General features: G+C 61.7%; 22 protein-coding genes. 5 read left to right on the top strand and 17 right to left on the bottom strand.

Features of this window, described 5'->3' with window-relative positions; translation table 11 throughout:
* Positions 1–311: 311 nt before the first annotated feature.
* From infB to rimP, 4 genes are all read right to left on the bottom strand, one after another.
* Complete coding sequence (gene infB, locus QWU43_RS02605) at positions 312–3,227, bottom strand: translation initiation factor IF-2 (protein WP_370917053.1); 2,916 nt, start codon at positions 3,225–3,227, stop codon at positions 312–314.
* Positions 3,228–3,367: 140 nt separating this feature from the next.
* Positions 3,368–3,697, bottom strand: coding sequence for a YlxR family protein (locus QWU43_RS02600; RefSeq protein ID WP_370913961.1), 330 nt, complete (start codon positions 3,695–3,697; stop codon positions 3,368–3,370).
* Positions 3,698–4,079: 382 nt separating this feature from the next.
* Positions 4,080–5,090 (bottom strand): transcription termination factor NusA, encoded by a 1,011-nt coding sequence (gene nusA, locus QWU43_RS02595; RefSeq protein ID WP_370913960.1) that lies wholly within the window; start codon positions 5,088–5,090, stop codon positions 4,080–4,082.
* Positions 5,087–5,662, bottom strand: coding sequence for a ribosome maturation factor RimP (gene rimP / locus QWU43_RS02590; RefSeq protein WP_370913959.1), 576 nt, complete (start codon positions 5,660–5,662; stop codon positions 5,087–5,089). The genes nusA and rimP overlap by 4 nt, the downstream gene beginning before the upstream one ends.
* A 50-nt stretch (positions 5,663–5,712) precedes the next feature.
* On the opposite strand from rimP, the gene QWU43_RS02585 reads away from it, so the two are divergent.
* On the top strand, positions 5,713–6,654 hold the full coding sequence (locus tag QWU43_RS02585; protein WP_370917052.1) for a DUF4439 domain-containing protein: 942 nt from the start codon (positions 5,713–5,715) through the stop codon (positions 6,652–6,654).
* A 14-nt stretch (positions 6,655–6,668) separates the two neighbouring features.
* On the opposite strand, the gene nagB is transcribed toward QWU43_RS02585, so the two are convergent.
* Positions 6,669–7,451, bottom strand: a complete 783-nt coding sequence (nagB, locus tag QWU43_RS02580) for a glucosamine-6-phosphate deaminase (protein ID WP_370913957.1) — start codon at positions 7,449–7,451, stop codon at positions 6,669–6,671.
* 176 nt (positions 7,452–7,627) lie between these two features.
* Positions 7,628–9,379, bottom strand: a complete 1,752-nt coding sequence (locus QWU43_RS02575) for a proline--tRNA ligase (protein ID WP_370917051.1) — start codon at positions 9,377–9,379, stop codon at positions 7,628–7,630.
* Between the two features lie 45 nt (positions 9,380–9,424).
* On the opposite strand from QWU43_RS02575, the gene yaaA reads away from it, so the two are divergent.
* The 3 genes from yaaA to QWU43_RS02560 all read left to right on the top strand — a co-directional run bounded on the left by yaaA (position 9,425) and on the right by QWU43_RS02560 (position 13,086).
* Positions 9,425–10,177 (top strand): peroxide stress protein YaaA, encoded by a 753-nt coding sequence (gene yaaA / locus QWU43_RS02570; RefSeq protein ID WP_370917050.1) that lies wholly within the window; start codon positions 9,425–9,427, stop codon positions 10,175–10,177.
* A gap of 336 nt (positions 10,178–10,513) precedes the next feature.
* Positions 10,514–11,494 carry an ROK family protein gene (locus QWU43_RS02565; RefSeq protein ID WP_370913954.1) on the top strand — a complete coding sequence of 327 codons (981 nt, stop codon included), beginning with the start codon at positions 10,514–10,516 and terminating at the stop codon, positions 11,492–11,494.
* A gap of 191 nt (positions 11,495–11,685) precedes the next feature.
* Positions 11,686–13,086 carry a sugar porter family MFS transporter gene (locus QWU43_RS02560; protein WP_370913953.1) on the top strand — a complete coding sequence of 467 codons (1,401 nt, stop codon included), beginning with the start codon at positions 11,686–11,688 and terminating at the stop codon, positions 13,084–13,086.
* A 194-nt stretch (positions 13,087–13,280) separates the two neighbouring features.
* On the opposite strand, the gene QWU43_RS02555 is transcribed toward QWU43_RS02560, so the two are convergent.
* The 9 genes from QWU43_RS02555 to QWU43_RS02515 form a co-directional block, all read right to left on the bottom strand.
* Positions 13,281–14,063, bottom strand: coding sequence for a hypothetical protein (locus QWU43_RS02555; RefSeq protein WP_370913952.1), 783 nt, complete (start codon positions 14,061–14,063; stop codon positions 13,281–13,283).
* Positions 14,060–14,965, bottom strand: a complete 906-nt coding sequence (locus QWU43_RS02550; RefSeq protein ID WP_370913951.1) for an ABC transporter ATP-binding protein — start codon at positions 14,963–14,965, stop codon at positions 14,060–14,062. Before QWU43_RS02550 ends, QWU43_RS02555 begins: the two co-directional genes overlap by 4 nt.
* Before the next feature lie 62 nt (positions 14,966–15,027).
* Positions 15,028–15,723 (bottom strand): response regulator, encoded by a 696-nt coding sequence (locus QWU43_RS02545; RefSeq protein ID WP_370913950.1) that lies wholly within the window; start codon positions 15,721–15,723, stop codon positions 15,028–15,030.
* A complete protein-coding gene (locus tag QWU43_RS02540) occupies positions 15,720–16,916 on the bottom strand; it encodes a sensor histidine kinase (protein ID WP_370913949.1) in 1,197 nt (398 codons plus the stop codon). Before QWU43_RS02540 ends, QWU43_RS02545 begins: the two co-directional genes overlap by 4 nt.
* 199 nt (positions 16,917–17,115) lie before the next feature.
* Entirely contained in the window at positions 17,116–18,621 is a 1,506-nt protein-coding gene (locus QWU43_RS02535; protein WP_370913948.1) for an MFS transporter, read from the bottom strand.
* The gene (gene cobA, locus QWU43_RS02530; protein WP_370913947.1) at positions 18,618–19,379 is read right to left on the bottom strand and encodes a uroporphyrinogen-III C-methyltransferase; all 762 of its coding nucleotides are present in this window, start codon (positions 19,377–19,379) and stop codon (positions 18,618–18,620) included. Before cobA ends, QWU43_RS02535 begins: the two co-directional genes overlap by 4 nt.
* A gap of 170 nt (positions 19,380–19,549) precedes the next feature.
* Complete coding sequence (locus tag QWU43_RS02525; protein WP_370913946.1) at positions 19,550–20,902, bottom strand: cobyrinate a,c-diamide synthase; 1,353 nt, start codon at positions 20,900–20,902, stop codon at positions 19,550–19,552.
* On the bottom strand, positions 20,896–21,516 hold the full coding sequence (gene cobO, locus QWU43_RS02520; RefSeq protein ID WP_370913945.1) for a cob(I)yrinic acid a,c-diamide adenosyltransferase: 621 nt from the start codon (positions 21,514–21,516) through the stop codon (positions 20,896–20,898). Before cobO ends, QWU43_RS02525 begins: the two co-directional genes overlap by 7 nt.
* A gap of 207 nt (positions 21,517–21,723) precedes the next feature.
* On the bottom strand, positions 21,724–23,874 hold the full coding sequence (locus QWU43_RS02515) for an HtaA domain-containing protein (RefSeq protein WP_370913944.1): 2,151 nt from the start codon (positions 23,872–23,874) through the stop codon (positions 21,724–21,726).
* 286 nt (positions 23,875–24,160) lie between these two features.
* Between QWU43_RS02515 and QWU43_RS02510 the strand changes: the two genes are divergently transcribed.
* Entirely contained in the window at positions 24,161–24,556 is a 396-nt protein-coding gene (locus tag QWU43_RS02510; RefSeq protein ID WP_370913943.1) for a hypothetical protein, read from the top strand.
* A 62-nt stretch (positions 24,557–24,618) separates the two neighbouring features.
* Here the strand turns inward: QWU43_RS02510 and QWU43_RS02505 are convergent, their stop codons facing one another.
* Together QWU43_RS02505 and QWU43_RS02500 are read right to left on the bottom strand one after the other, a co-directional pair.
* On the bottom strand, positions 24,619–25,371 hold the full coding sequence (locus tag QWU43_RS02505) for a VWA domain-containing protein (protein ID WP_370913942.1): 753 nt from the start codon (positions 25,369–25,371) through the stop codon (positions 24,619–24,621).
* On the bottom strand, positions 25,340–26,488 hold the full coding sequence (locus QWU43_RS02500) for an ATP-binding protein (protein WP_370913941.1): 1,149 nt from the start codon (positions 26,486–26,488) through the stop codon (positions 25,340–25,342). The genes QWU43_RS02505 and QWU43_RS02500 overlap by 32 nt, the downstream gene beginning before the upstream one ends.
* Position 26,489 lies beyond the last annotated feature (1 nt).

Here is a 26,489-nt window from a genome sequence, read left to right as displayed (position 1 = left end):
GCGGTACAGGATGCGCCGCATTTCCTCATCCACCGTCGCGGATCGGTTGACGCGACGGCCGTTACGGTCCCTGATCCTACCCGGCGTCTCCACGGCCCCGTCGCTGCCCCGCGATGATTCTCCGGAGGATGAACCCAGAATCCGGGATCCCCATCACTGAGCCACAGTGATAGCCTTCTTCACCTGTGTCATAATCTCCGCTGAGTTACCCCTCCGCTCTCGCAGTACGCGATCACCGGGGTCAGAAGACACAGAAGAACCGCCTCTCCCCCGTGAATCCGGGGCAGGGCGGTTTTTCTGCCGAGTTTAACCTAGTCGCGGGGAACCTCAACCTGCTCGTAGGCTTCGACAATGTCACCGACGGAGATGTCCGGGTAGGACAGCACCATGCCGCACTCGTAGCCTGCGGACACTTCGGTGGCGTCGTCCTTCTCGCGGCGGAGAGAGACGATCGTGGCCTTCTCCACAATGACGTTACCGTCGCGGATGAGTCGGACGGCCGCATTCCGGCGAACCTTGCCAGATTCGACCATGCAGCCTGCGATGAGGCCGACTGCGGATGCCTTGAAGAGCGCTCGGATCTCGGCGCGGCCGATCTCTCGCTCCTCGTAGACGGGCTTCAGCATGCCCTTGAGGGCCTGCTCGATCTCCTCGATGACCCGGTAGATGACCGAGTAGTAGCGGATTTCGACGCCTTCGGTGTTGGCCTCTTCGGTGGCCTTGCCTTCAGCGCGGACGTTGAAGCCGATGATCACTGCATCAGAGGCCGCGGCCAGCGAGACGTTCGTCTGCGTGATCGCACCGACACCGCGGTCAATGATGTTGAGCTGAACCTCGTCGTCGACCTCGATCTTGAGCAGGGCCTCCTCCAGCGCCTCGACGGAGCCTGCGTTATCGCCCTTGAGGATGAGGTTGAGTGTCGAGGTCTCCTTGAGCACCGCATCCAGATCCTCGAGGGAGACGCGCTTACGACTCCGTGCGGCAAGCGCATTGCGTTTGCGGGCAGCGCGCTTGTCGGCGATCTGGCGTGCGATTCGGTCATCCTCTACTACAAGGAGGTTATCACCGGCACCACAGACAGCGTTGAGTCCCTGTACCTGGACCGGACGCGACGGTCCGGCTTCCTCGACGTCATTACCGTACTCGTCAACCATTCGACGGACACGACCGTGAGCACCACCGGCGACGATGGAGTCACCGACGCGAAGAGTACCGCGATGAACGATGACGGTAGCGACTGGACCACGGCCACGGTCGAGGTGTGCTTCGATGGCGACGCCCTGGGCGTCCATGTCGGGGTTTGCGACGAGTTCGAGCTCGGCATCGGCGGTCAGCAGCACGGCTTCGAGGAGTGCCTCGATGTTCGTGCCCTGCTTAGCCGAGATGTCGACGAACTGGGTATCGCCGCCGTACTCCTCGGGAACGAGACCGTATTCGGTAAGCTGACCGCGGATCTTCTCCGGGGAGGCTCCTTCCTTGTCGATCTTGTTCACTGCGACGACGACGGGGACATCAGCGGCCTTGGCGTGGTTGATCGCCTCAACAGTCTGGGGCATGACACCGTCATCTGCGGCGACAACGAGGATCGCGATGTCTGTCGCCTTCGCACCACGGGCACGCATGGCGGTGAATGCCTCGTGACCGGGGGTGTCCAGGAGCGTCAAAGTACGGGGCTGCTCATCGAGCGTAACCGTCACCTGGTAGGCACCGATACCCTGTGTGATTCCACCGGCCTCGTCACCGCCGACATTCGTCTTACGGATAGTGTCGAGCAGTCGGGTCTTACCGTGATCGACATGGCCCATGACGGTGACCACCGGAGGACGCTTCGAGAGTTCTCCCTCGCCGCCCTCGTCCTCACCGAACTGCAGGTCGAAGGACTCGAGGAGTTCGCGATCTTCGTCTTCGGGGGAGACAACCTCAATCTTGAAGTTCATTTCCTCACCGAGGAGCACCAGGATCTCGTCCGAAACGGACTGGGTCGCGGTGACCATTTCACCAAGGTTGAACAGAACCTGGACCAGGCTCGACGCATCAGTGTCGATCTTGTCCGCGAAGTCGGAAAGCGAGGCACCCCGGGCGAGGCGCAGGCTGGCACCACGACCGTCAGGCAGGCGAACACCGCTAACGACGTTCGGTGCCTGCATCGCCTCGTACTCGTTGCGCTTCTGCCGCTTCGACTTGCGTCCACGGCGTGGAGCACCGCCCGGACGCCCGAAAGCACCTGCGGTACCTCCTCGACGTCCACCACGTCCACCACCACCGCGGTTGAAACCGCCGGGACCACCGGGGCCACCGGAACGACCGCCTGGGCCACCGGAACGACCGCCGCCAGCGGACTTCTGCGGCATGGCACCGGGACTGGGGCGTTCAGGCATCATCGCGGGAGTAGGACGACGTCCACCACCCTGACGTTCCGGAGAAGCACCTGTTCCGGGGCGACCACTGGGACGACCGCCCTGTGCACCACCGGGACGGGGACCACCGGGACGGGGTCCGCCACCGGGACGGGGACCGGCCGCACCGGGACGACCGCCCTGTGCACCACCGGGACGGGGACCACCGGGACGGGGTCCGCCACCGGGACGGGGTCCGGCCGCACCGGGACGAGGCTGGGTTCGCTCAGTACCCGTGGAGAACGGATTGTTGGCTACCCGCGGTGCACGGGCACCCGGCTTCGGGCCAGGCTTGGCCATCGGACGAGGCATCGGAGCACGACCCTCGGAAGCCGGTTTCTCCGCTTCGTTCTTCTGAGCCACGGAAGCGGGGTTTGACTTTGCGCTGGGAGCCGCTTCAGCCGGGGTCGGAGCAGCGGGCTTCTTTGGTTCCGGTGCCTGGTCCCGGGTTTTCGCGACAGCCTCAGCCGGAGTGGGCACGGGCTTCGTATCCGGCTTCTCAGCGGTCGGCTTTACCGGTGCGGGCTTCGTCGCCGAAGACACCGGGGCTGCGGGTTTCGCGGCGCCGGGCTTCGGAGCGGCCCCCGGTCTGGCTCCCGGTTTGATGCCGGCGGAGGGCTTCTTCTCGGCGGCGGGCTTCTCACCGGAACCGCCCTCGACGCCGACACCCTTGTCGGCGTAATAGGACTGCATCTTCTTCACGACCGGTGATTCCACCGTCGATGATGCTGTTTTGACGAACTCGCCCTGCTCTTTGAGCGTGGCAAGCAGTTCCTTGCTTGTAATACCGAGCTTCTTAGCGAGCTCATGTACACGTAGCTTTCCGGGCACTTCTCTCCTTGTAGGTTTAGCTCCAGGCGGATCGAAGGCCGGCGGACTGCGCGTTCTTCAGATCAGCAGGCTGACGGATTCTCCGAGCGCCTGAAGATGTAGCGTGTGACGTTCATCGCTGATGCTTCATCGTGTGCTCATCAGTGTTCGTGTCTTTCCTGGGTAGGTGGTTCGGCGGTATGCTCCTGTATCCAGGTTCGTACCGCCTCGGTGTCCACGGGGGTGGACACCCGCAGCGCACGGTTGAATGCGCGCCTTTTTTCTGCCAGCTCCAGTGCCTCAAGACTAGGTGTGAGCCAGGCACCACGACCCGGCTTCCGGCGCACCGGATCTGGGACGAGATGACCAGAGCATGAGGTGTCGACGACTACTCGCAACAGATGCGAGTCCGACTTACGTTCACGGGTCGCGATACAGGTGCGTATACGGATCCCGGTTGGTGCCTGGACACTGGTTCCGGTATTCCGCATTCATCTCCTCATTACAGTCATTGTCACCGGGATGGAACCGGCGACATCATTGTGCCGGACACGACCCACCCCATGGGGATGCATCCCTGTCACGACACCTGATTGATGTCGACTCGCGCGTCCGTCAGATGATGATCTTCCGGTGATGACCTCCGGATTATCCGGATATTTCCACAACCATCCCCAACTCCATGAGGAGCGGAAATTTTAGTGGTCATACATGGTCATCGGCACGGGCCTTTAACAAGCCTACGCGAAAAGCACATCAAAAGGGAACCCGCCCCTGCACGTCGTCGAGAGGTCAGGGGCCGTTCAAGGAAAAATCCCTAGGACTGAATTACACCGGAGTAGTTCCGTGATCCTGAATCACAGGATTCCAGGGTCAGCGTTCGACGGGGTCCGCATCCGAATGAATGTCGATCTTCCAACCCGTGAGTCTGGCAGCCAGACGGGCATTCTGGCCTTCCTTTCCGATGGCGAGCGAGAGTTGATAATCCGGAACGGTGACCCGCGCCACCTGCATCTCCGGATCTATGATCTCAACTCGCACAACCTTCGATGGGGCGAGGGCATTTCCAACAAAGGTCGCAGGATCATCGGAATGGTCGATGATGTCGAGCTTTTCACCGTGAAGTTCCTTCATCACGTTAGAGACACGTTGACCACGCGGACCAATACACGCCCCCTTCGCATTGAGGCCCTTGACGGCCGCCTGGACCGCAACCTTTGAACGATGACCGGCTTCCCTGGCGATGCCAGTGATCTCAACCGAGCCGTCGGCAACCTCCGGAACCTCAAGTTCGAACAGACGTCGAACCAGCTCGGGGTGGGTGCGGGACAGACTGATCTGCACATTCCGCTGGCCCTTTGCAACACCGACGATATAGCACTTCACACGATCCCCGTGCTTCAGTTTCTCCCCGGGAATCTGTTCGGCCGGAAGAAGGACACCGTCTTGACCATCCATCTCAGTACCGAGCCGGACGACAACAATGCCCCGCTCGTTCGCACGGGCATCAGCCTGCACAATACCGCTGATGACCTTTCCTTCGAACTCGGCATATTCGCCGAATGCACGCTCGTTCTCCGCGTCTCTCATACGGCGGATGATGGCGTCGCGGACAACACTCGCCGACACCCGGGCGAAGTTCGACGGAGTGTCATCGAATTCCGAGGTGACCTGCCCCTCCTCATCGAATTCGGTCACGATGACCGCTACGGAACCCGTCTCCGCGTCGATATCGATGCGGGCACGGGATGTCCCGTCGGAATTACCCCCGGTGTGAGTGTGGTAGGCCTGCAGAAGAGCCCTGCCGATCGTCGTGAGCATGTCGTTAACGCTAATCCCGCGTTCCTTCTCAATGCTCTTCAATGCTGCGACATCAATATTCACTTGTCTTCCTCTCGCTTGGACAGCGCGTCTTCGTAACTGAGATCCACCAGTTCGGCTTCGGCGACCGGCGGTTGTGAGAACTCAATTTCTACCACTGCCGAGGCCCCTGTTCCAAGCTCAGCGAGTTGGAGGGTGTCGATAATGATGCCCTTGCCCCCTCGCTCAGACCGACGCAGAAAAATGACAGAGCTTTCTTCATCATCCAGAGCACCGATCCTGCCGAGTTCCTTCCGACCGTCGCGGATCAGTGCCACGAGCCTGCCTCGATTCCGCCGCCAGTGCCGTGGACGTGTGAGAGGATGACCGACCCCCGGCGTCCCCACCTCCAAGGTGTATCCCTGCCCCCCGAATTCAATCTCCCCTCGTTCCTCCGCAGTGTCGAATACCTCAGAGATCTCCCGGGAAATTTCCTCCAGCAGGTCGAGATCGGGCCGTTCGTCGCCGTCGAGAGAAACAGCGACGGAAGACTTCGAACCAGCTCGGTTGATCCGGAGCTTCTCGACGTCCAGGGCCCTCCCCTCAGCTATCGGCGCAACAAGCTCGATCAGGGTTTGTTCAGTCGGGAATGCCATGGCCTCAACCCTACCGTGCGTCCCCATGCTCCGGAGTACACTGAACCGCCGTGAAACACCACCCCTTCCTCCTCCGCGTCTCAGCGCCTCTATCCGCTCTGTTACTGACCGGAGGACTGACCGCCTGCCAGGCCATTCCGACTCCGGAACCTGATCCTGTCCTGACGGGATTGTCAGCATCCGCGCATGCCGACGCCACGTATTTGAACGACAAAGATCCTTCGGCTGCGGCGGTGCGGGCACGGCACGCTGCCGCCCTCGACGCAGAGATACGCAGACTCTGTGGTTTCCTCGAAGACGGGAGGGTTCCTGCTTCCTGCACCGTGCCGGAACAGCAGGATCGGATCTCCAGTCGACCCGGTGACGGTGATTCCGTCCTCTCGGAGTCCCGTGCACTCACCATCACCGAACTCGCGGCTCTCCCGAAGGAATCGGTTCTTCCGGTGGCCCGCATGCACGCGGAGCTCGCCGTCATCACCGGTTCATCCGCAGATCCGTCCAGTGCTCCGGATCTCGTCGGCGCACAATTTCGTACGGGGTCCGTCGATATGGATGCCCTCCGAATGGCGTTGGAATGGGAATATGGGGCTATCTTCGGACTTTCTGTGGCACAGGCATGGGCCACCCCAGAGGCGGCCACACTCATCAGTGAAGCCGTCGAAAGACATCGGTCATCGGCGGCACAGTTGCGCCGACTAGTCGCCGATGTACCTGACGATGAGCTACCCAGCCCTGCCGCCGGTTACCGCCCCGGGACAAACCTTGTGACCCCGGCCGATGTGGATTCGGCGCTCAAGACCGCTGTGCGTATCGAGGTTGATTCGGCCCGTATGTGGCAGGCTGCAGCAGCGACCGCCGAACAGCCGGTGTGGCGGACCTGGTGTGTACTGGCTGGTTCAACCACGGTGTTACGGTCACTGCCGTTATTGGCCGCAGCGGGCACTAATCCGACTGCCGAAGGATTGTTCGACCTGACGCATGCCCAGTCCTGACCAATTTTCCGGGGTCAGATCCGCTGCCATTCCGGCTTGTTGTCGAAGGCGTAGCGGTAGTAGTCAGCATTGATCAGCCCACTCGCGGCTGCCTCATCGACGATGACGGTGGCGTGTGGATGGAACTGCAGGATCGACGCCGGACACAGTGCCGAAACCGGCCCCTCGACCGTCGCCGCGACGGCATCCGCTTTCCCCGCACCGGTCGCAAGGAGGAGAAGATGGCCTGCGTCACTGATCGTACCCAACCCCTGGGTGAGGACATGGTGGGGAACCTGATCCTCGTCATCGTCGAAGAACCGGGCATTATCCGAGATGGTCTGCGGGTGGAGTGTCTTCAGCCTTGTCCGTGAGCGCAGTGAAGAACCCGGCTCGTTGAACCCGATATGTCCATCGGTACCGATACCCAACAACTGAACGTCCACTCCCCCGGCCTCCGCAATCGCCGAGTCGTAGGCTACTCCTGCGGCTGTGGGATCATCCGCGAGACCATCAGGGCTGTGTACCTCCGCATCCGGAATGTCGATGTGGGAAGTAAAATTATCGCGGATGAAACGGTAGTAGCTCTGCTCGTGGGTACGGGGCAATCCGACATACTCATCGAGGAGGAAAGCACGGCAGTGAGCGAAGCTCAGGCCTACATCCCGGTGCCTTCGGATGAGCTCCTCGTACATCGCCAGAGGGGTGGATCCGGTTGCTAGCCCCAGGTTGGCGGAATCACGGCGGGCGTAGTCGGTAAAGACGTCCGCCGCGACTCGCGCGACAGACTCGGCATCAGGCTGGATGATGACCTCCATAGCGGGGGCCGTCCTTTCTCCTCGGGGTCGTGACCATCGGTTGGATACCGGTGGAACAGCCGCCGTGTGCGGCACCTCCAATTCAACACCAAACGCGGCGTGTCAGACAGGAAAATCGGCGAAGGGTGTTCCCTGCCGCCGATTTTTCTTTGCCCGAAACTCAACACACCTAGTTGTCAGACAAGGGACCGTACCTCGTTAAGAACATCGGACACCGGAACCTCACGTACCTCACCGGACTCACGGATACGGAGTTCCACGATTCCATCCGCGAAACTACGCCCCAGAACAACAACGAAGGGCATACCCAACAGTTCGGAATCCTTGAACTTCACGCCGGGACTGACCTTGGGTCGATCGTCGAAAAGCACCTCGAGGCCCGAGTCGGACAGTTCTCCCACTAGCGTCTCCGCGGCTTCGGTCGCGTCAACGTTCTTGTTCGCCACCACAACGTGGACCTGGAATGGCGCGACCGACACAGGCCAGTTCAGCCCCTTCTCGTCATAACGCTGTTCGGCGATGACCGCGACCAATCGCGAGACACCGATTCCGTAGGATCCCATGGTGGGGACGGACCGCTTGCCGTTCTCATCGAGGATCTGCAGTTCCAGCGCTTCGGAGTATTTGCGCCCGAGCTGGAAGATGTGGCCGATCTCGATGCCCCGGGCGAGACGCAACGCGCCCTGGTTGTCCGGCGCCGGGTCTCCTTCCCGGATCTCAGCGGCCTCGATGTAGCCATCCGGGGTGAAATCCCGACCGGCAACACAGTTGACCACGTGGCGTCCCTCAGCATCCGCACCCGTGATCCAGGACGTACCGGGGACCACCCGGGGATCAGCGAGGACCGGCACGCCGTTGGCGGCCAGTCCTCGGGGACCGATGTACCCCTTGACGAGGAACGGGGTGGTGGCGAAGTCCTTGTCAGAGACGAGCTCGACGGCGGAGGGTTCCACTGAAGCCTCCAGACGCTTCATGTCGACCTCCCGGTCACCCGGGACGAGAATGCCGGTCAGTTCCGGCTCCTCGCCAGGGCGGGTGATCTTCACCACAAGGCACTTCAACGTGTCCGCGGCAGTGACCTCCCGCTCATCGATTCTGATTCCCGCACGATTGGCCCACTCCACCAGTTTGTTGATCGTCTCGCATTCGGGGCTGTCGTACTCCAACGCCGCAGGCTGCCCCTCGATGGGCTTCTCCTCGGCCCGCGGCGTGATGACCGCCTCCGCATTCGCCGCATAGTCTCCCTCCGTCGCACGGACGAAGGTGTCCTCCCCGTTCTCGCAGACGGCGAGGAACTCCTCCGAAGCTGATCCACCCATCGCACCGGACGTGGCGGCACAGATGACGTAATCAATGCCCATACGATCGAAGGAGTTGATGTACGCCTGTCGGTGCTTCATGTAAGCGGCGGCCAGCCCATCATCGTCCATGTCGAAGGAATACGAATCCTTCATCGTGAACTCACGGCCCCGCAGGATACCCGCACGCGGGCGCTCCTCGTCTCGGTACTTCGTCTGGATCTGGAAGAGGATCGCCGGGAAATCCTTGTAAGAGGAATACATGTCCTTGACTAGCCCGGTAAACATCTCCTCATGCGTCGGGCCAAGCAGGTAGTCACTTCCCTTGCGGTCCTTGAGTCGGAAGAGGTTGTCGCCGTACTCCGTCCATCGACCGGTCTGTTCATAGGGTTCCCGGGGAAGCAACGCGGGCAGGCAGATCTCCTGCCCACCGATGGCCTCCATCTCCTCGCGGACGATGCTCTCGATCTTCCGCAGCGTGCGCAGGCCGAGCGGAAGCCAGGAGTACACACCGGGTGCCGCACGGCGAATGTACCCGGCGCGAACCAGGAGCTTGTGGCTGGGGACCTCAGCCTCAGCCGGGTCGTCGCGCAGAGTGCGCAGGAATAGGGTGGACATGCGTGTGATCATGAGCGCCAATATACCCGCCCGCCCCCACGGGTTAGGGTGGTGACCATGCTCATTGTCCTGCCCCCTTCCGAAACCAAAGCCAGCGGTGGCGACGGTGCCCCACTCGACCTCGGCGCCCTGTCCTTCCCTGAGCTCAACCCCGTTCGCAAGTCAATCGCGGATGCACTGCTTGCCCTCGATGACGTCGCGATGCGCGAGGCACTGAAGATCAGCACGAAGCTGGACGGTGAGATCACCGCGAACCGCGAACTCTGGGTGTCACCCACGATGCCCGCGATCCGGAGGTACACCGGCGTACTCTACGACGCTCTCGACGCCGGTTCCCTGGATGCCGAAGCACTGTCGCGGATCACAATCGGTTCGGCATTGTTCGGTCTGGTCCGCGCCACAGACCATATCCCCCACTACCGGCTGTCGGGTGGTTCAAAGATTCCGGATGCCGGTGCGGCCACGTCACCGACGATGAAATCCCGCTGGGGAAAGAGGATCACCGAAGCACTGCGCGCAGCAGCGCCGTCGAAGGGGCCGGTCGTGGACCTGCGCTCCGGCGCCTACCTCACCCTCGGTCCTCTACCCGGTGCCATCACCGTGCGGGTGGAATCGGTGCAGGAGGACGGGTCCCGAAAGGTGGTCAGCCATTTCAACAAGCACTACAAGGGAATCCTTGCCCGTGTCCTCGCCACCGCCGAGATCGACTTCGGCCCGACAGACGGGGCGCCGGAACTCGCAGCCGCTGCCCGGGATTCCGGATTGTCTGTCGAAATCACCGGATCGGACTCGCTGACACTCATCGTCTGACGGCCTGCACGACAGAGCAGCTCAGGACACCTGAGCCATTTTCTCGTCCGCCGTGACCAGTAATGATTCTCACCATCCGGAACGTGGCCTTCCACTAATAAAATGTTAGACCCATCATTACTGCATATCTGAGGAACGTCCTGTTGGGGCTCCCCTACACCCCCCGGTATGGGGACGTTCTCCACATATCCCCCTATTCCGGGACAACGGTTGGTAATACTCTGACATCAGGCCCATATGTCGGACGGAAGTACTCGGCAGGCGCCCCTGGATGTGACGGGATCGCCAGAGACATAGCGGGTCCAAACACAACCAACGCGACCCCAGGAAGCCACAATGTCAGGGAATACTCGTCACCAGGTCACCACAACACCATGGGCACTGGGAATAGACGTCGGAGGCACCGCGATCAAAGCCGCCGTTGTCGACCAGACGGGGAACACGCATCATCAGCTCACCATTCCCACTCCCACCGACCCGCGCGCCCTCGCGGACACAACAGTGAAGGTCACCACCGAGCTCACCCGGTGGGCGCGGTCGAAGGGCATCAACACCGTCGACACCATCGGCGTCAACATTCCCGGCATTATCGACGAGGTGCGCGGTATATCGGTCTTCTCAGCGAACCTCGGATGGCGCAATGAACCGATCGCCGCGATGCTCGAAGATTCCCTACGCCGTCCCGTGGCACTCGGACACGACGTCCGCAGCGGAGCACTCGCCGAATCCCGGTGGGGTGTCGCTTACCCCGATTTCTTCTTCCTCGCAATCGGTACCGGGATCTCCGCCGTCGTCATCAACGGACACCAACCGATGACCACCTGGCAGTGGGCGGGTGAGATCGGACAGATCCTCGTTCCCGGTTACGACGGTGCGCTGATGCCTCTCGAACAGGTCTGCTCGGCAGCCGGTATCGGACGCCGGGGAGCGAGTCTCGGACTCGTACCGGAAGGTGCCGGCTCCCGTGAGGTCTTCGAGCTGGTGGACCGGGGCGATGAAAAAGCCACCGAGATAGCCGACACCGCCTGCGAGACACTCGGCCGATTCCTCGCACCAGTTGTCGCGACCCTCGGACCCATCCCCGTCGTGATCAGCGGTGGCATGGTCGCACGAGGAGACAAACTCCTCACCCCGATCCGGAAAGCGCTGACCAGATACCTCGGTGTGGTCCCCGTGCCGACCCATATAGAAGTAGCTCGGCTCGGTGTCGACGCGCAGGTCCGCGGTGCGGCACTGAGGGCCTTCGACGCCTCCGGTTGCAGGATCCGGCCACAGAAAATCCAGAACACCGGAACTGACGCCGAACTTTCCCCCTAACATCCCGGTCTGTTCCATCCCTCCATAAGACAGCCCCACCGGACGACGGTGGACGGATGAGTTCGTTGACGCCGCGCTCCGCATGGATACGACGCCCGGCGACTCTTCCGTCGCCGTCACCATACTTTCCTTTTTCACCCCCACTTCTTCCTGCGGGCATGACCCGCACATGACATTCTGAAAGGTCAGTCATGTCCTTCATCAGTGATCTCAAGTCCGCTCCCCCGGTCGGGCGTGCCATCGCACTTACCGCAGCGGCCCTAGGAATCACCTACGGCTACGACATCTCGAACATCGCGGCCGCGCTGCTGTACCTGGAGAAAGACTTCGGTCTCGACACCACCGGACAAGCCACGATGGCCACCGCCGTTGTCGTCGGTCAGATCTTCGGCGCGGTCGCCGGTGGTCCGATGGCCAACGCCATCGGACGGAAGAAGACCATGCTCATCGTCGCCGGTGGGTACGTTATCTTCTCGGTCGCCAGTGCCTTCGCCCCGACCGCCGGCATCCTGGTATTCCTCCGCGCGCTGCTCGGCGTGACCATCGGTCTGTCCATCACCGTCGTTCCGGTGTTCATCGCGGAATCCTCCCCCAACAGGATCCGTGGTGGCCTCCTCACCTCTTACCAGGTGACTACCGTCCTCGGTATCATAGGCGGCTACCTCGTCGGCTGGGGACTGTCCTTCTTCGAGAGTTGGCGCTGGATGCTCGGCGCTGCGGCAATCCCCGCCGCTATCGTGTTCATCGCGCTGCTCAAGATCAACGAGACTCCACAGTGGCTAGTAATGAAGGGACGTCTCGCGGAAGCACGCGCCACCCTGTTGTCCATCAACTCCGAACGGGAAGCCGAAGAGGAATTCCGGTCCATCTCGCAGTCCGTCAACCAGAACCGTGGCGGAAACGACCTCAAGCGTCTCGGTGAGATGTTCCGCGGTCCCATCTCCCGTGCGACGATCTTCGCCATCGCGCTCGGCTTCTTCATCCAGATCACAGGTATTAATGCGACCATCTACTACGCGCCCCGGATCTTCGAGCAGATGGGCTTCCACGGCACCGCTCAGCAGTTGCTCCTCCCCGCTGTGGTGCAGACCTTCGGCCTCGCCGCAGTCCTGGTGTCCATGGTGGTGATCGATTCCTTCGGGCGCCGGAAGGTACTGCTGAGCGGCATAGCCACGATGATTCTCGCCGACATTCTGCTGATCCTCGTCTACCGCATGGGTTCCGAGTCATCCACGGCGTTCCTGATCCTCGGATTCATCGGCATCGTGCTCTTCACCATGGGCTTCACAGGTGGCTTCGGCGCGATCGTCTGGGTGTACGCCGGGGAACTGTTCCCCACCCGGTACCGGGCGCTCGGTGCTTCCCTCGTATTGACGGCGGATCTCATCGCCAACGCCATCGTCGCACAGCTCTTCCCGCCGCTACTGGAGGCGGTCGGCGGTGCCGGGGTGTTCGCCATCTTCGGGGTGTTCGCCGGGATCGCCTTCGTCACGGTCTTCCGTTACGCTCCAGAAACGAAGGGCCGCAAGCTGGAGGACATCCAGAGCTATTGGGAGAATGGCGCCACCTGGTCGGGGCCGGTCAAGGCCTGACATCTCCCGACGCCACCGCCGTCACTGTCTGAACCCGCAGTACCGGCGGTACCGGAGCCCGGGCACCTGTGCATTTCCGCACGGTGACCGGGCTCCATCTCGTGTTCACCGGGTGAGGGTGCAGGTTTTCGGCGATTTCCCGGGGTTCTATATCGGTCCAGCCGCCGGTCTCAATCACAGGTTCCGACGCCGGGTCAACGGATCGCGTATCTGGTGTCGGACCACCACGCGAGACCCCCCAGCACGAGCACCCATCCGACCAGCGCGATACCACCCTGGAGCGGCGTGGCTGTGATACCCGGGATGGAGGTTCCGTTGGCTATCCGCCCGGACAGGAAGGGGAGTACCCAACCGAGGTCCTTCAGTGTCTGGACGTTCAGGGCATAGACCATGGACTCGATGACAAAGACATCAGCAGCGAAGATCAGGGATGCGAGCACCGTCGAACGGGTTATCACGGCCAGAAGCGCGGCGAAAAGAACCGCGATGATGAACTTGATGAACTCGAACCGGAACTCCCGGAAATCCTCGTCTGAAATATCGACCGGGAGATGCTCCCCCATGAGGAGAAGGGCACCGTGGGCGAGTGCCAGTCCCAGGACGAGGGCCATGAGAGCACCGCTCAGGAGAACACCGATACGAATGGCGGTCCCTCTGCTCCTGTTGTTGTCCACCATCCACATCCAGGCGATGGAGTGGTGCCGGTAGGCTCCTCCGACGATCGCGGCGGCGGCGAAGCCCGCGATGAGGAAGGACAGATCGGTGCCGACTGTGAGGTCACGGAGTGTCGCGGGCTCATCGTCTCCGGCAAGCCGTACCGCTACCGTGAGTGCCGGAATCACGAGTATTACGGCGGCGAGGAAAACCAGATGACTGCGGACCGAAATCAGTTCCGTGATAACGGCGGCGAGCAGCCCTTCGTAGCTGGGACGCCGATCTGTTCCGGTGGTCGGGAAAACTGGGGTTGCGGCGGTCATGATGAGGAGCTCCTGTAGGTGGTGGTGTCGGCTGTTGCAGTGAGGAAGACGTCTTCGAGGGACTGTTCCCGGGAAGCCAGGTGTGTGATCACGATTCCTGCCCCCTGGCAAAGCCGGGCGATGCGCTCAGCGGTCGTGGTGTCCGCGCTGACGGTGATCAACCCGTCGGGCGCACGGTCGGCGGTGATGTTGTGCTCGGCGAGGACCCGGACGGCGGCGTCCACATCGGTACACCTGATCTCGTACACCGCATCCCCGACGAAGTCCGAGAGCGGTCCCTCCGCGATGAGTCTTCCCTGTCCGATGATCACGAGCCGGTCCGTGGTCACCGACATTTCGGAGAGCAGGTGTGAGGACACCAGCACAGCGCGTCCCTCCTCCGCGAGCTGCCGGGTCATCCGGCGCATCCAGATGACCCCTTCCGGGTCCAGCCCGTTGACGGGTTCATCGAGGATGATGTGGCCGGGGTCGCCGAGCAGCGCACACGCGAGACCGAGCCGCTGCCGCATGCCGAGACTGTATCCGCCGACCCTCTTGTGCGCGACGGAGTGCAGGCCCACCCGGTCGAGCACGGTATCGACACGATTGGCGTCGATACCGCCCGCTCTCGCCATCATGCGCAGATGTGCCTCTCCGCTTCGCCCCGGATGGAACCAGGAGGCGTCGAGCAGCGCGCCGATGACGCGGGCCGGTGCAGGCAGCGTGGTGAAGCGGTGTCCGTCGATGAGGGCGGTGCCCTCGTCCGGGCGTTCGAGTCCGCAGATCATGCGCATGGTGGTGGATTTTCCGGCACCATTGGGTCCGAGAAAACCCGTGACCTGCCCGTCTGGAACGGTGAAGGAGAGATCGTCGACGGCTACGGTACCGCCGTATCTTCTGGTGAGTGAACTGACTGTGATCATGTCTCCACGATCCCGCGCCGGAGGGGTTATCAGCGTCCTCCCCTCTGCCGATTCCCCGGATATCAGTCCCCGGGGTGAGCGAGCAGCTCCGCGCGCCCCACCAGACCGGTGCGGTAGGCGTAGAGAACCGCGTGAACCCTGTCCCGGGAACCCGTTTTCGCGAGAATGTGCCGGATGTGGGTCTTCACCGTAGCCATGGACACGAACTCACGGGCAGCGATCTCATCATTGTTGTAGCCGAGCGCGACCAGGCGCAGGATCTCGGTTTCCCGTGGCGTGAGCGGATCAACGAGGGACAGTGGAGGGGGATTCTGGTCTTCTGCCGCCTCCGCACCCGTGTGCCCCGGTGCCCGCAGTCGTTCAAGCAGGTCTGCGGTTACCGACGGCGCGAGGACCGCCGCCCCGGAGTGAACGGTGCGCACGGCGTCGAGAAGCTCCTCCGGTTGAGCGTCCTTCAACAAGAATCCGGACGCTCCCGCAGCGATCGCACCGCTGACGAAACGCTCATCGTCGAAGGTGGTGAGCATGATGACGCGGACGGTGCGGTCACTCGCGAGCACCCGTCTGGTCGCCGGAATCCCACCGATCCGGGCCATCTGGACATCCATCAGAATGATGTCGGCACCCGATTCCCCGTCGGGAATCTCATCACCGTCACCGGCCTGCCAGGCGATGTCCATGTCATCCTGGCTACCGATGAGCATGGCGAAACCCGCGCGCACCAGGGGCTGATCGTCGACGAGTCCGACTCGGATCATCTCGGCATCACCGCTCTCACCACGAACTGTGCACCCGAGTCCACAACACCTAGCTTGCCTCCGATCGCCCCGAGGCGTTCCCGCATCCCGGTGAGCCCGAATCCCCTGTCCGAAGTTCCCGTCTTCGGACCAGTCGGATTCGTGGCGGTCACCGTGACTTCCCTGTCACTGCTGTCCACCGTGAGATCCCCGGTGCCGGTCCCGTGCCGGAGCATGTTCGTCAGCATCTCCTGGACCAACCGGTACAGAGTCATTTGCGACAACGGGGACAAGTCCGTCGGGATCTTCTCCAGCCCCTCTGCCCGCAGCACCAATCCACTCCGCCGGGCATCGGCGACCAAACCGGGAATATCAGCGACTCCGGGCGGCGCCGTCTCTGAACGCCCCTCGTCCTCCCGCAGGACGCTCAACAAACCTCGCATCTGAACCAGCGACTCCCGGGAGGTCTCCGCAATCAGTTCCAACGTGTCGACCGCCACCCGCGGATCCTTAGGCGCCGCAAATCTGGCGCCGTCAGCGAGCGAGATCACCGCAGCCAATGAATGCGCCACGATGTCGTGCATCTCGCGAGCGATCCGGGTCCGTTCCACCACCCCGGCGAGTTCCGCCCGTTGGCGAAGTACCTCAAGGTCGCGGTGACGCCGACGCGCGGCATCGCCGAGCATCCAGAAGAATGCCACCCAGGTCCACGACGAGAAGAGGGCCGCCATGAGCATCACCACGGGCCACCTGTCTCCTTCGGGGAAGAGAGAGATGTTCCACAGCATCAACAGGGCCACGGTGGCACCGAGCAGCATCGCGCCGAGGTACACGAAGCGGATCCGCGATGTTATGCGCGCGGCGGTGAGGAACGCACAGTACGCCACGGCCACCGCGCCGACCACAGGTCCGCCGGGTAGACCGCGCAACAGGATCGCCAGCAACGCGATGCCCGTGGTTCCGACGGTGGCCTCCGGGTACCCCGGCGCAACGAGTAACACGCAGGCAATGAAGAGATAGAGGACCGAGGAGAGTGTGTCAGTCTGTCCACCGGCATCCAAGAAGATGACCCCGGACGCACAGAACACGTAGCAGAACGCGTTACCGGGTCCGCCGACAGCGACGCGGACACGCTCCAGAAGCGCGGCGGAGGCTCCGGAACGGGTGAAGGGTGGCGGCATCGGACAGATCTCTCGGATCGGGTGCGGGTCCACCTACCAATCGTAGGACCCAGCGGGCGGGAGAAAATCAGCCTCAGGGATGACTGTAGATCCGTCCGAAACGGGTCCGCCGGATACCCACCAGGGAGCACTCTCGGTCACCTGCCTGTCCAACAGTTCCTCCCCGGAGAGGCTTCACTCCGGCGAATCCCCACGATGTACCGGGCACCCACCGTGGGATCGATACACCGCGCTATCCCAGGGTGCTGGCTTTCTCCGCTTCCCTACCCTCACGTATCTGTTCCGGGGTGAAACGAACGAAGACCAGGGAGATCATCACGACGGCGATCGCCAGGCCCGCGCAGATGAGCAGTGATGAGGTGTAACCGGTTCCGAGCGCCGCACGTGCCGCGTCATTGAGTGCAGCGCGGTCAATCGTGTCGAAGGCCGCACCGAGAACTGAGCGTGCCCGGTATTCGGCGTATGCGGTGACGGCCGCGAGTCCGAGTGGTCCGCCGAGAGTCTGGGAAACCAGCGAGGTGGCGGTCAGCGGACCGACATCGATGGGTTTCACACCGGCGACAACGGACAGCGTGAGCGGGATGAGGACCACGCCGATGCCGAATCCGATGATGAGGATCGGGACGAGGAGATCGGGGAGATAGGTGGTCTCCACCCCGAGGGTGGATCCGAAGATGAAACCGGCGACGAGGATCAGACCACCGACGGCGATGATGAATCGAGGAGCAATCCGTTCCACGACGAGGCCCGCCACCCAACTACCCGCACCGAGGGCGAAGGCGAAGGGGATGAACGCCAGCCCGGCCTTGAGGGGGCCGTAGCCGACGACCTCCTGGACGAAGAGAGCGACCTGCACGGTCATCGCCATCATGAGGGCACCGACGAGCAATAGACAAATAAATACTGCAGCCCGGGAACGGTTAGCGAACATGTGCAATGGCAGGACCGGGTTGGGGACATGGCGTTGAGAAAAGAAGAACGCCACGAGGGTGAGTGCACCGAGGATCAGGGCACCGACAACAACAGCCGAGTAGCCGGTTCCCCCCTCTGCAAGGCCGAACACCAGGAGCGTGGACGCGCCGGTGGCGAGTATCGCTCCTCGAATGTCGAGCCGGATCCGTTCGAACGCAGGGGTCCGGGCGAGTACTTTGATGCCGACGGTGAGGATCAGTATCCCGATGGGGACATTGATGAGGAAGATCCACCGCCAACTCGCTTCGGTGAGTGCCCCACCCGCGACAAGCCCCAGGACGCTGCCCATCCCGGTCATCATGGCGAACACGGAGAACGCCTGGTTACGTGCTTTTCCGGGGGCGAAGGTGACGACGATGAGGGCCATCGCGGTGGGTGAGGCAATCGCCGCTCCGATCCCCTGGATGACCCGGGCCGCGAGAAGGATCACCGGTGTCGTCGATAGTCCGCAGGCCAGGGAAGCCAGGGTGAACAATCCAACGCCGGTGAGGAACACCTTTTTCCTACCGAAGGTGTCCCCCAGTCTCCCGCCCAGCAGGAGCAGTCCCCCGTAGGCGAGTGCGTAGGAGGTAACGACCCAGGAGCGGAGGTTGTCGGTGAGCCCGAGTTCGATCTGGATACGTGCGAGAGCGAGGTTGACCACCGTTCCATCGAGGACGACCATCAGTTGCAGGGCGGAGAGCACCGCCAGCGGCCAGCCGAGGGCGGAAACCGTCACAGGCTGAGTGAGCTCGGATGCGCGAGGCCCGGTTCCAGGTGCAGTCACAGGCCGGACACCTCTCCGATTACGATGACGGCGGGCGGGGAGACCGCATTGTCTGCGATGAGTGCACCGAGTTCACCGAGAACACCACGAAAGCTGCGTTCCCTATCCGTAGTCCCTTCCTGGATCACAGCTACGGGAGTCTCTGGGCTGCACCCGGAGGCGATGAGTGCGGTGGCGATGGACGGGGAGTTCTTCACCCCCATGATCACAACGATGGTTCCCCCGGTACGGGCGAGAGCTGCATAGTCGACGAGTGACTTCGGGTGACCGGGCGGAAGATGCCCGGATACGACGGTGAAGGAGTGGACCACACCCCGCTGGGTGACGGGGACGCCGACTGCCGCGGGAACCGACACCGCGCTGGTGACACCTGGAACGACCTCGCACTCGATATCTGCCTCGCGACAGGCGACGAGTTCCTCGAATCCCCGGCCAAAGACATAGGGGTCACCGCCCTTCAGCCGGACGACGGTGCGCCCGGCGCGGGCATGGGCGACTAGGAGTTCGTTGATCTTCTCCTGTGCCATCTGTTTCCCGTAGGGGAGTTTCGATGCGTCGATGACCTCTTTGTCTGTGACGTCACAGAGTTTGTCAAGATCACCGGTCGGCCCGAGATGGTCGGCGACAATGACATCGGCGTCCCGGAGACGATTCATGCCGCGGACGGTAATGAGGTCATAGGCTCCCGGCCCGCCGCCCACGAGGGTGACGCGGCCGGGAGCAGGCTGTCCGGTTCCAGGGCTGGTGGGTGAACTCATAGGTGTCCAGTGTAGTCGTTCGACTCATGCCTACCTGGGTTGGAGTCAGGTCTGTTCTCAGTCCACCGAGGGCATTGCCCCACAGGACCGCTGCACCCACCAACTCTGATTCCCGCTACGGTCCAGAGACACGGAAACCTCACCCGCTCCAGTCGGTTTCCGTCGATGGGCTAGTTACAGGCGGACACGAAACGTTCAATCGACTGAGGTACCGAAGTCGGGTGACAGTGCAGATAGGACGCGTGCACCGTCTCGTTGGTGAATCCTTCTCGTACGCTGCGACCGTCCCAACCGCGCCAGCCCCAAGATGGTGCCCACCCGGGGACGATTGTGGCAGTGAGCGCAGTGTGGTGAAACTCGTGCCCGGTCACTCGTTCCCCTTCCCGGTGAAGCAACGAATCAGATATCGCAACTGCTTCCCGGTAGCCGAGGGTGAGCCGCCTGCCCATGACCGCGTGGGTACCGATCACCCCGAGCATCGGGTGCGCGTCGAGGCTCGCGGTGAGCCACAGCAGCCCCGCGCATTCCCCGTGGACGGGCATCCCGTCCGCGATCCGGTCCCGTACCTGCATACGGAGTCCGTTTCGACCGGCGAGGTTCTCCACATGTTCCTCGGGGAAACCACCGGGGATGATGAGTCCGTCGCAGTCGGGTAGATCATCGACGAGCGGGTCAAAACGCACGACCCGGGCACCTGCCGCAACAAGAAGTTCGGTGTGTTCGGCGTAGGCGAACGTGAATGCGGGGCCTCCGGCGACAGCGATCGTCGGATCCCCCACCCTGCTGACCTCACTTTCGGGTGCCCAGGATGTTCCGTTCCATCCACAGTCGGCGGCAGCGATGAGCGAGCCGAGATCGAGATGCCGCTCAACCAGGTCCGCCATCCGCTCCACCGCTGCGACGGCGACACCACCTCGTTCAACAGCCGTGACCAGACCCAGATGCCGGGACGGAACCTCAATGTCCGCGAATCTCGGTAGCGCACCGAACACCGGAACTCCGACAGCCTCGCATGCTCTCCGACAGATGGCTTCGTGCCGTTCAGTACCGACCTGATTGAGTATCACGCCGGCAAGCCGCACACCGTCGACCGCGGTCGCGAACCCCCGGACGAGTGCCCCGATGGACTGGCTCATTCCCCGGACATCGACGACGAGTACGACGGGGAGACCCAGAGTGTGGGCGATCTCAGCGGTTGAACCCGGCGCGCACACGGGGTCCGATCCGGGTGCGATACGACCATCGAACAATCCCATCACCCCCTCCACCACGGAAATGTCACACCCCGACGAGCCGTGGGCGTAGAGCGGCCCTATGCGACTGCCACCGCACATCACGGAATCCAGGTTTCGCCCGACCCGCCCCGCAGCAAGACCATGGTAGCCGGGATCAATGTAGTCGGGACCAACCTTGAACGGGGCGACTTCCATGCGCCGGGCGAGAGCTCGGATGAGTCCTGTTGCGATGGTGGTCTTGCCTGTCCCGGATGACGGAGCCGCGATGCACAGCCCCGGTACTACCATTCGATTCCCTTCTGCCCTTTACGTCCCTGATCCATCGGGTGTTTGATCTTGGTCATCTCGGTCACGAGATCGGATATCTCAAGGAGTTTCGGGTGCGCATCCCGACCTGTCATCACGATATGCTGGCGCCCCGGTCTGGTTCTTAGTGTCTCCGCAACCTCATCGACGTCAATCCAGCCCCATTTGATGGGGTAGGTGAATTCGTCGAGGACATAGAAATCGTGGGCCTCCGCTAGAATCCGGCGACGAATCTCCATCCATCCATCCGCGGCGTCCCGGGCGTAATCTTCCACCGCCCCTGGTTTCCGCGCCCAGGACCAGCCTTCGCCCATCTTGTGCCACTCAACCGGACCGCCCATCCCGGTCTGTTCGTGGAGATTCCCGAGTCTGCGAAACACCGCTTCCTCACCGACCTTCCATTTCGCGGATTTCACGAACTGGAATACCCCGATGTTCATTCCCTGGTTCCAGGCACGTAGAGCCATACCGAAGGCCGCCGTCGATTTACCCTTGCCGGGGCCCGTGTGGACAGCGGTGACGGGCAGCATGCGTCGTTGCCGGGTAGTCAAACCATCATCGGGAATGCTGGCGGGATCAAGTTTTCCCTTGGGCATGTCATCCTCATGTTCATCGGGGAAAGGTCCTGGGTCATCCTATCGCGGAACATGAAGCCACCGGTGTACAGGACGGTCGGCACACCGAGTTCTTGCGGACATGACTGTTCCCCCGCTCTCTCGAGAGGGAGCGGGGGAACACGTTCTTCCTGGGCCACCGCCAACCGCTACCACCCGGTAGCGGTTCGGTGCAGGCACCCGGCGACGTTAGCGGTGCAGCCCCGACATCGGGGGAAGCTGGAAACCGCTCGGCATCTGGGTCTTGATGAAGTGGAACAAGGCTGTGATCATCGCGAAGATGCCGCCTACTGTCAGCAGTGAGACGAGCCCCAACCCGCCGAAGCCGAATGCCGCTTTGGTGGAAAGCTCATCAATCCGAGCACTGGCATCTGAAGACAGATCGTCCTGCGACTCATCTGTCCCGTTGTCGCCGTCCTTCGGATCCGGAGTTTCCGTACCCTTCAACGGTTTATTCGCATCGGAGGAACCCAGTTCAACCGTTTTGAGTGAGCCGTCTGCCGTACCGACCGTGACATCTTCTCCGACTGCGCCAACCTTGATGAAGGTCAGTTTGTCTGTGGAACCGTATCCCTCAACACCGGAGACGAAGATGTCATCGCCGACGATCTTCAGAGTGTCGGGGGATTTGCTGTTGGTGTACCGCAGCGATGAACCAACAGGGGAGGATTTGATGACCTCAAGTGTGATCGGATCAAGTATCACGAGGTCTTCGCCTTCACTGGCGCTGACCATCACGAGATTACCGTCTGCGTTGAACGTGGCTCCGGCGATGAAATCGAAGACCTCAACCTTGTCCGTGGTGCTCTTCTTTGTGAAGGTTCCGTCCGCATAGGTGTAGACACCCACGGACTCGGATTCGCTGTTCACACCGTTATAGAACACGATGTTCTCCCCAACAACGCTGACCGTACGACGCCCACCGGTGTACTGAACCGACTTGAACTGTTCCTTGGCCGCAGCAATCTCAACGACCGAGGGGGACTGTCCCGGACGGATATGGATCGGGGTGGATCCCGTCCTACCGTCAGGGCCATCCAGGATGTCATCGAGGACGTAGAGGAACGTGCCGTCCGGAAGCGCACGGAGCCCCACGGCTTCACCGGCGTTACCGTTGTAACCGTAGGTGCTGTCGTATCCGCCTCCGTCCTCAGCGGGAGCAGTCCCACGAACCTCGCTGGTGAGAGGCAGTTCCGTGATGGACAGACTCGATTCTGCGAGACCGAACTCGGTAAACACTCCCCTCCGGGTTTCCGGATCAGAGGTCAGAACCCCGACGGTGTCGGTCGACTCCGAATATGCGAGCCCCGTCACGTTCGAGTTAGGTACGATGCCGAGCTCCATGACCTCGCCGATACCCTCAGCGGTCACCGTGGCATAGCGGATGGTGTCTCCATCAGCCCAGAAGAGCGTATCCGTCGCCGATTTGAAGGCCGAGGGATTACCACGGTTGATCGTCACATCATCGGAACTGACGAACTTTTCGAGGTTGTTGTCCGCAATGACGAGCTGGGAATCTCCACCGAAACCACCCCGCGTGACATGGAGAATCGAGCCGTCCCGCAGTGCGAACAGGCGATTGGACTCCTCACGCTTGAATTCTGTGGTGACCTCCTTCTCCAGGTTCAAATCTTCGCTCGCAGTCGATTCGGTGCCGAATGTGACGGCACCGTTGAAGGAGAGATTGAGGGAATCCAGAGTATCGGAACCCCTCGGGTTTCCACTGAGAGCGGTACGACCTTCCTCGGTGACGGTGACGGCAACGTCCCGGACCGTTGAGGGCTCATCGGATTTATACCTCGCTTCAGAGAAATCCAGGTCCGCCATAGATACGCGGGTCGGCCCCACCCACTCCCCGGTCTTCTTGTCCAACGTGTGGACGACAACCGAAAGCTGTCCGGTACCGACAGTCGGGTTGAAGGTCACGATCGGCTCACTGAAGGTGAAATCGAGCTTGCAGCTTCCACGCTCATCCTCGCCCGTGTAGTCCTCCCCGCAGAAATTCATGACGTTGGCCGTGCCTGCATACTTCAGGATGATGGTGCCGTCGTCCTGGTTTGTACGGGAAAGAAACGCAAAGGACGGGACACCCGAATGGAGTGTCGCACCATCAAACACGCGATCGAAACCACCGGAAGCCCGACGGAACGGCTCCAGAATCCCCCAGGAGAGTGCCGGGGTATCTTCCGCATACCGGGTGGTCGAGGCGACGTGATCGATACCGATCGTCGAGTTCTCGTCAGCGAGTGCAACGGCGGGAACCATGAGAGACACAGACATCGAAAGGCACGCAACAGCGGCGAGGCCGGTACGGGAAATGCGACGGGGAGATAGTTTCATAATGGTAATACTTTCTGAAGTGGGGAGGCCGACGCTTTTATCGAGGTATTGCGACAATGCCCCGTACTAAGACGAGACCGCACATAAAGCACTCTGTCGTCGGTGCCGAATTAAACTTCCCTCAACTTACCCTAACCAAATATAAAAAAGATAGAGTTCTTTATTTTTATTTATATTTTACTCAGATTTTTACTTAATTAGTGACATCTTCGGGGAATATTTGGACCCCGGTGATCGTTGACCCAGGCGTATCATCCCGTTTTCCCACGCATAAGGAACTCCCCACTTGTCACAAGATCGCCAAGATTCCACTCCGGCCCGGCTCGTCGGCGTCTACAACGCCAATGGCGGACTCCTCGGAGAGCTCACCTATGTCGTGAACAAGATCCGGGGAGCGACTCACTGCGGCCTATGCGACATCAGCCACGGAAAATCCACACGACCGAGGAAGGACTGGACCAAAGCGATCAAACAACTACCCGTTCCGTTGGAGACCGTGCACCTCAATGAGATGGACGCAGACACGGAACGGGCAGCCGATGGCACCAGTCCGGTCATCGTCTACCTGGACGGGAAGACCGATCAGATTCTCCTGGGTCCGGAGGATCTGGACTCGTGCGGCGGCCGCGTAGATGTGTTCACCGATTTGATTCTGTCCCGACTCCCCGACAGCGCCGGGTGAACACACTCGGCGCACCCAACCACCTAGTCCGAAAGATCAGCGCCACCGGGGATGGACCCCGTTCATACCGCCTCGATCACTCCAGCCACTGCATCCGCCGACACCTCATCCAGTCGGACACAGACGCCATCGAGTCGCTTTGCCAGATCGGTTGCCAACCCGAGACGAATCCTTCCGGACCGCTCACAGTCGATGACGATGCTCCCAGCCAGCCGTCGATCCCTGATGCGGGCCGCGGCACGACGAACACCACCTGTTCCGGACACCCCGGTGGCGCGCCCGTCGGATAATACGACGAGCAGTGCCCGACGGCCGGGTTCCCTGCGATACTCCCTCTCAATGAGTTCATGTGCCATCATCAGCCCCTCACCGAGCGGTGTGCGCCCTCCGGTGGGAGCTCCGTCAAGTCTACGTACAGCGGCGACAGTGGAGCCGGTTGGCGGAAGCAGCAGTTCCGGTGCACTTCCCCTGACTGAGATCACAGCGATTCGATCCCGCCGCTGATAAGCGTCCCGGAGCATGGACACCACGGCACCCGTCACTGCGGAGAGCCGGTCCCTTCCGGCCATTGAACCGGAGGCATCAACGACAAAGACAATCAGATTGGACTCCTTACCGCGCCGGAGGGAACCCCGCAGGTCCCCCGGACGAAAATCAATGAGCCCATCGATGACCGCCGCGCCACGCTCCGCTGCCGCAAGCACCGAACCCGGTATGTTCACTCCACGTCCACCGACGACGGCACGTATGTTCTGCCCCTGGGGAGAATACGCCTTCGAACGCCTACCGGGGCTCCCCTCGGCGCCATTGTTCATCCGTCTGAGAATCCTGGGAACGAAAGGGGGCGCCCTGTTCGGCGCGACCTGCTTTCCCGTCGTTGTCGGGTCGTTCCGCCGGTTCCTCTTGTTCCGCCGACAGATTCGGTGTTGAGGCATCCGGCGCCTTCGACGAAGCCGATTCACTTTCCGGACCTGGTGTATCGTCCGGTTGCTCGGTTCCGGGATACTCTTCGCGTGCCTGTTCCATCACGTCATCAAGTTTTTCCTCGTCGAGTCCCGGTTCATCAAACGGATCCCGACGACGACGGTGCGGAAGTGCAAGGTGCGCAGCCGTACGAATGTCCTCATCTGTGACGTTGGTGTCACCGCGGTATGCGGCACAGGCGGTGGCTGTCCGAGCGATCACCAGATCCGCACGCATACCGTCAACGTCGAAACTCGCACAGATGTGGGCGATCCGAACGAGATTGGTTTGCGTCAGCTCAACATCCGGAAGAATCCGACGGGCACGGACGATACGGTCAGCGAGATCACCATCCTCTGATGACCATGCGTCCGCGAAACCAACGGGATCTGCCTCGAAAGCCAGTCGACGGCGGATGATCTCCGTTCGGACCTCGACATCTCGCGAAGCGGCGACATCGACAGCAAGACCGAAACGGTCGAGTAGCTGCGGCCGTAACTCCCCTTCCTCGGGATTCATCGTTCCGACGAGCACGAAGTTCGCGGGAGAACTATGTGAGATTCCGTCACGCTCGATGGTGACCCGACCAGTGGCCGCAGCATCGAGAAGTGCGTCAACGAGATGATCCGCGAGGAGATTCACCTCATCGACGTAGAGAACACCACCATCCGCCTGAGCAAGCAGACCAGGCCGATACTCGGCACGACCGGTGGTGAGAACGGTCTCCACGTCAAGAGAACCGACGACACGGTCTTCGGTCGAACCAATGGGAAGATTCACCAGAGGTGCCCCACCGAGTAGTGCGGCGAAGGCACGGACAGTCGTCGTTTTTGCGGTGCCCTTCTCCCCACGCACGACAACCCCCCCGATTCTGGGTGCGATCGCGTTCAGGATCAGAGCCAGACGTAAACGGTCCTGGCCAACGACCGCAGTGAAGGGAAAACCTGTATCGGGGGCAGCCTGCGTCACG

Origin of the sequence: Corynebacterium sp. CCM 9204, from assembly GCF_041357695.1 — a bacterium.
Lineage (GTDB): Bacteria > Actinomycetota > Actinomycetes > Mycobacteriales > Mycobacteriaceae > Corynebacterium.
Note: the sequence above shows the minus strand (reverse complement) of the source record. Positions and strands in the feature narration are given on the sequence as shown.

Bases quoted from the DNA above. Each gene is read 5' to 3' on its own strand.
- QWU43_RS02600 (WP_370913961.1), bottom strand. From the start codon at position 3,697: ATGCGGAATACCGGAACCAGTGTCCAGGCACCAACCGGGATCCGTATA.
- rimP (WP_370913959.1), bottom strand. From the start codon at position 5,662: ATGGCATTCCCGACTGAACAAACCCTGATCGAGCTTGTTGCGCCGATA.
- nagB (WP_370913957.1), bottom strand. From the start codon at position 7,451: ATGGAGGTCATCATCCAGCCTGATGCCGAGTCTGTCGCGCGAGTCGCG.
- QWU43_RS02575 (WP_370917051.1), bottom strand. From the start codon at position 9,379: ATGATCACACGCATGTCCACCCTATTCCTGCGCACTCTGCGCGACGAC.
- yaaA (WP_370917050.1), top strand. From the start codon at position 9,425: ATGCTCATTGTCCTGCCCCCTTCCGAAACCAAAGCCAGCGGTGGCGAC.
- QWU43_RS02565 (WP_370913954.1), top strand. From the start codon at position 10,514: ATGTCAGGGAATACTCGTCACCAGGTCACCACAACACCATGGGCACTG.
- QWU43_RS02560 (WP_370913953.1), top strand. From the start codon at position 11,686: ATGTCCTTCATCAGTGATCTCAAGTCCGCTCCCCCGGTCGGGCGTGCC.
- QWU43_RS02555 (WP_370913952.1), bottom strand. From the start codon at position 14,063: ATGACCGCCGCAACCCCAGTTTTCCCGACCACCGGAACAGATCGGCGT.
- QWU43_RS02550 (WP_370913951.1), bottom strand. From the start codon at position 14,965: ATGATCACAGTCAGTTCACTCACCAGAAGATACGGCGGTACCGTAGCC.
- QWU43_RS02545 (WP_370913950.1), bottom strand. From the start codon at position 15,723: ATGATCCGAGTCGGACTCGTCGACGATCAGCCCCTGGTGCGCGCGGGT.
- cobA (WP_370913947.1), bottom strand. From the start codon at position 19,379: ATGAGTTCACCCACCAGCCCTGGAACCGGACAGCCTGCTCCCGGCCGC.
- QWU43_RS02525 (WP_370913946.1), bottom strand. From the start codon at position 20,902: ATGGTAGTACCGGGGCTGTGCATCGCGGCTCCGTCATCCGGGACAGGC.
- cobO (WP_370913945.1), bottom strand. From the start codon at position 21,516: ATGCCCAAGGGAAAACTTGATCCCGCCAGCATTCCCGATGATGGTTTG.
- QWU43_RS02515 (WP_370913944.1), bottom strand. From the start codon at position 23,874: ATGAAACTATCTCCCCGTCGCATTTCCCGTACCGGCCTCGCCGCTGTT.
- QWU43_RS02505 (WP_370913942.1), bottom strand. From the start codon at position 25,371: ATGAACAATGGCGCCGAGGGGAGCCCCGGTAGGCGTTCGAAGGCGTAT.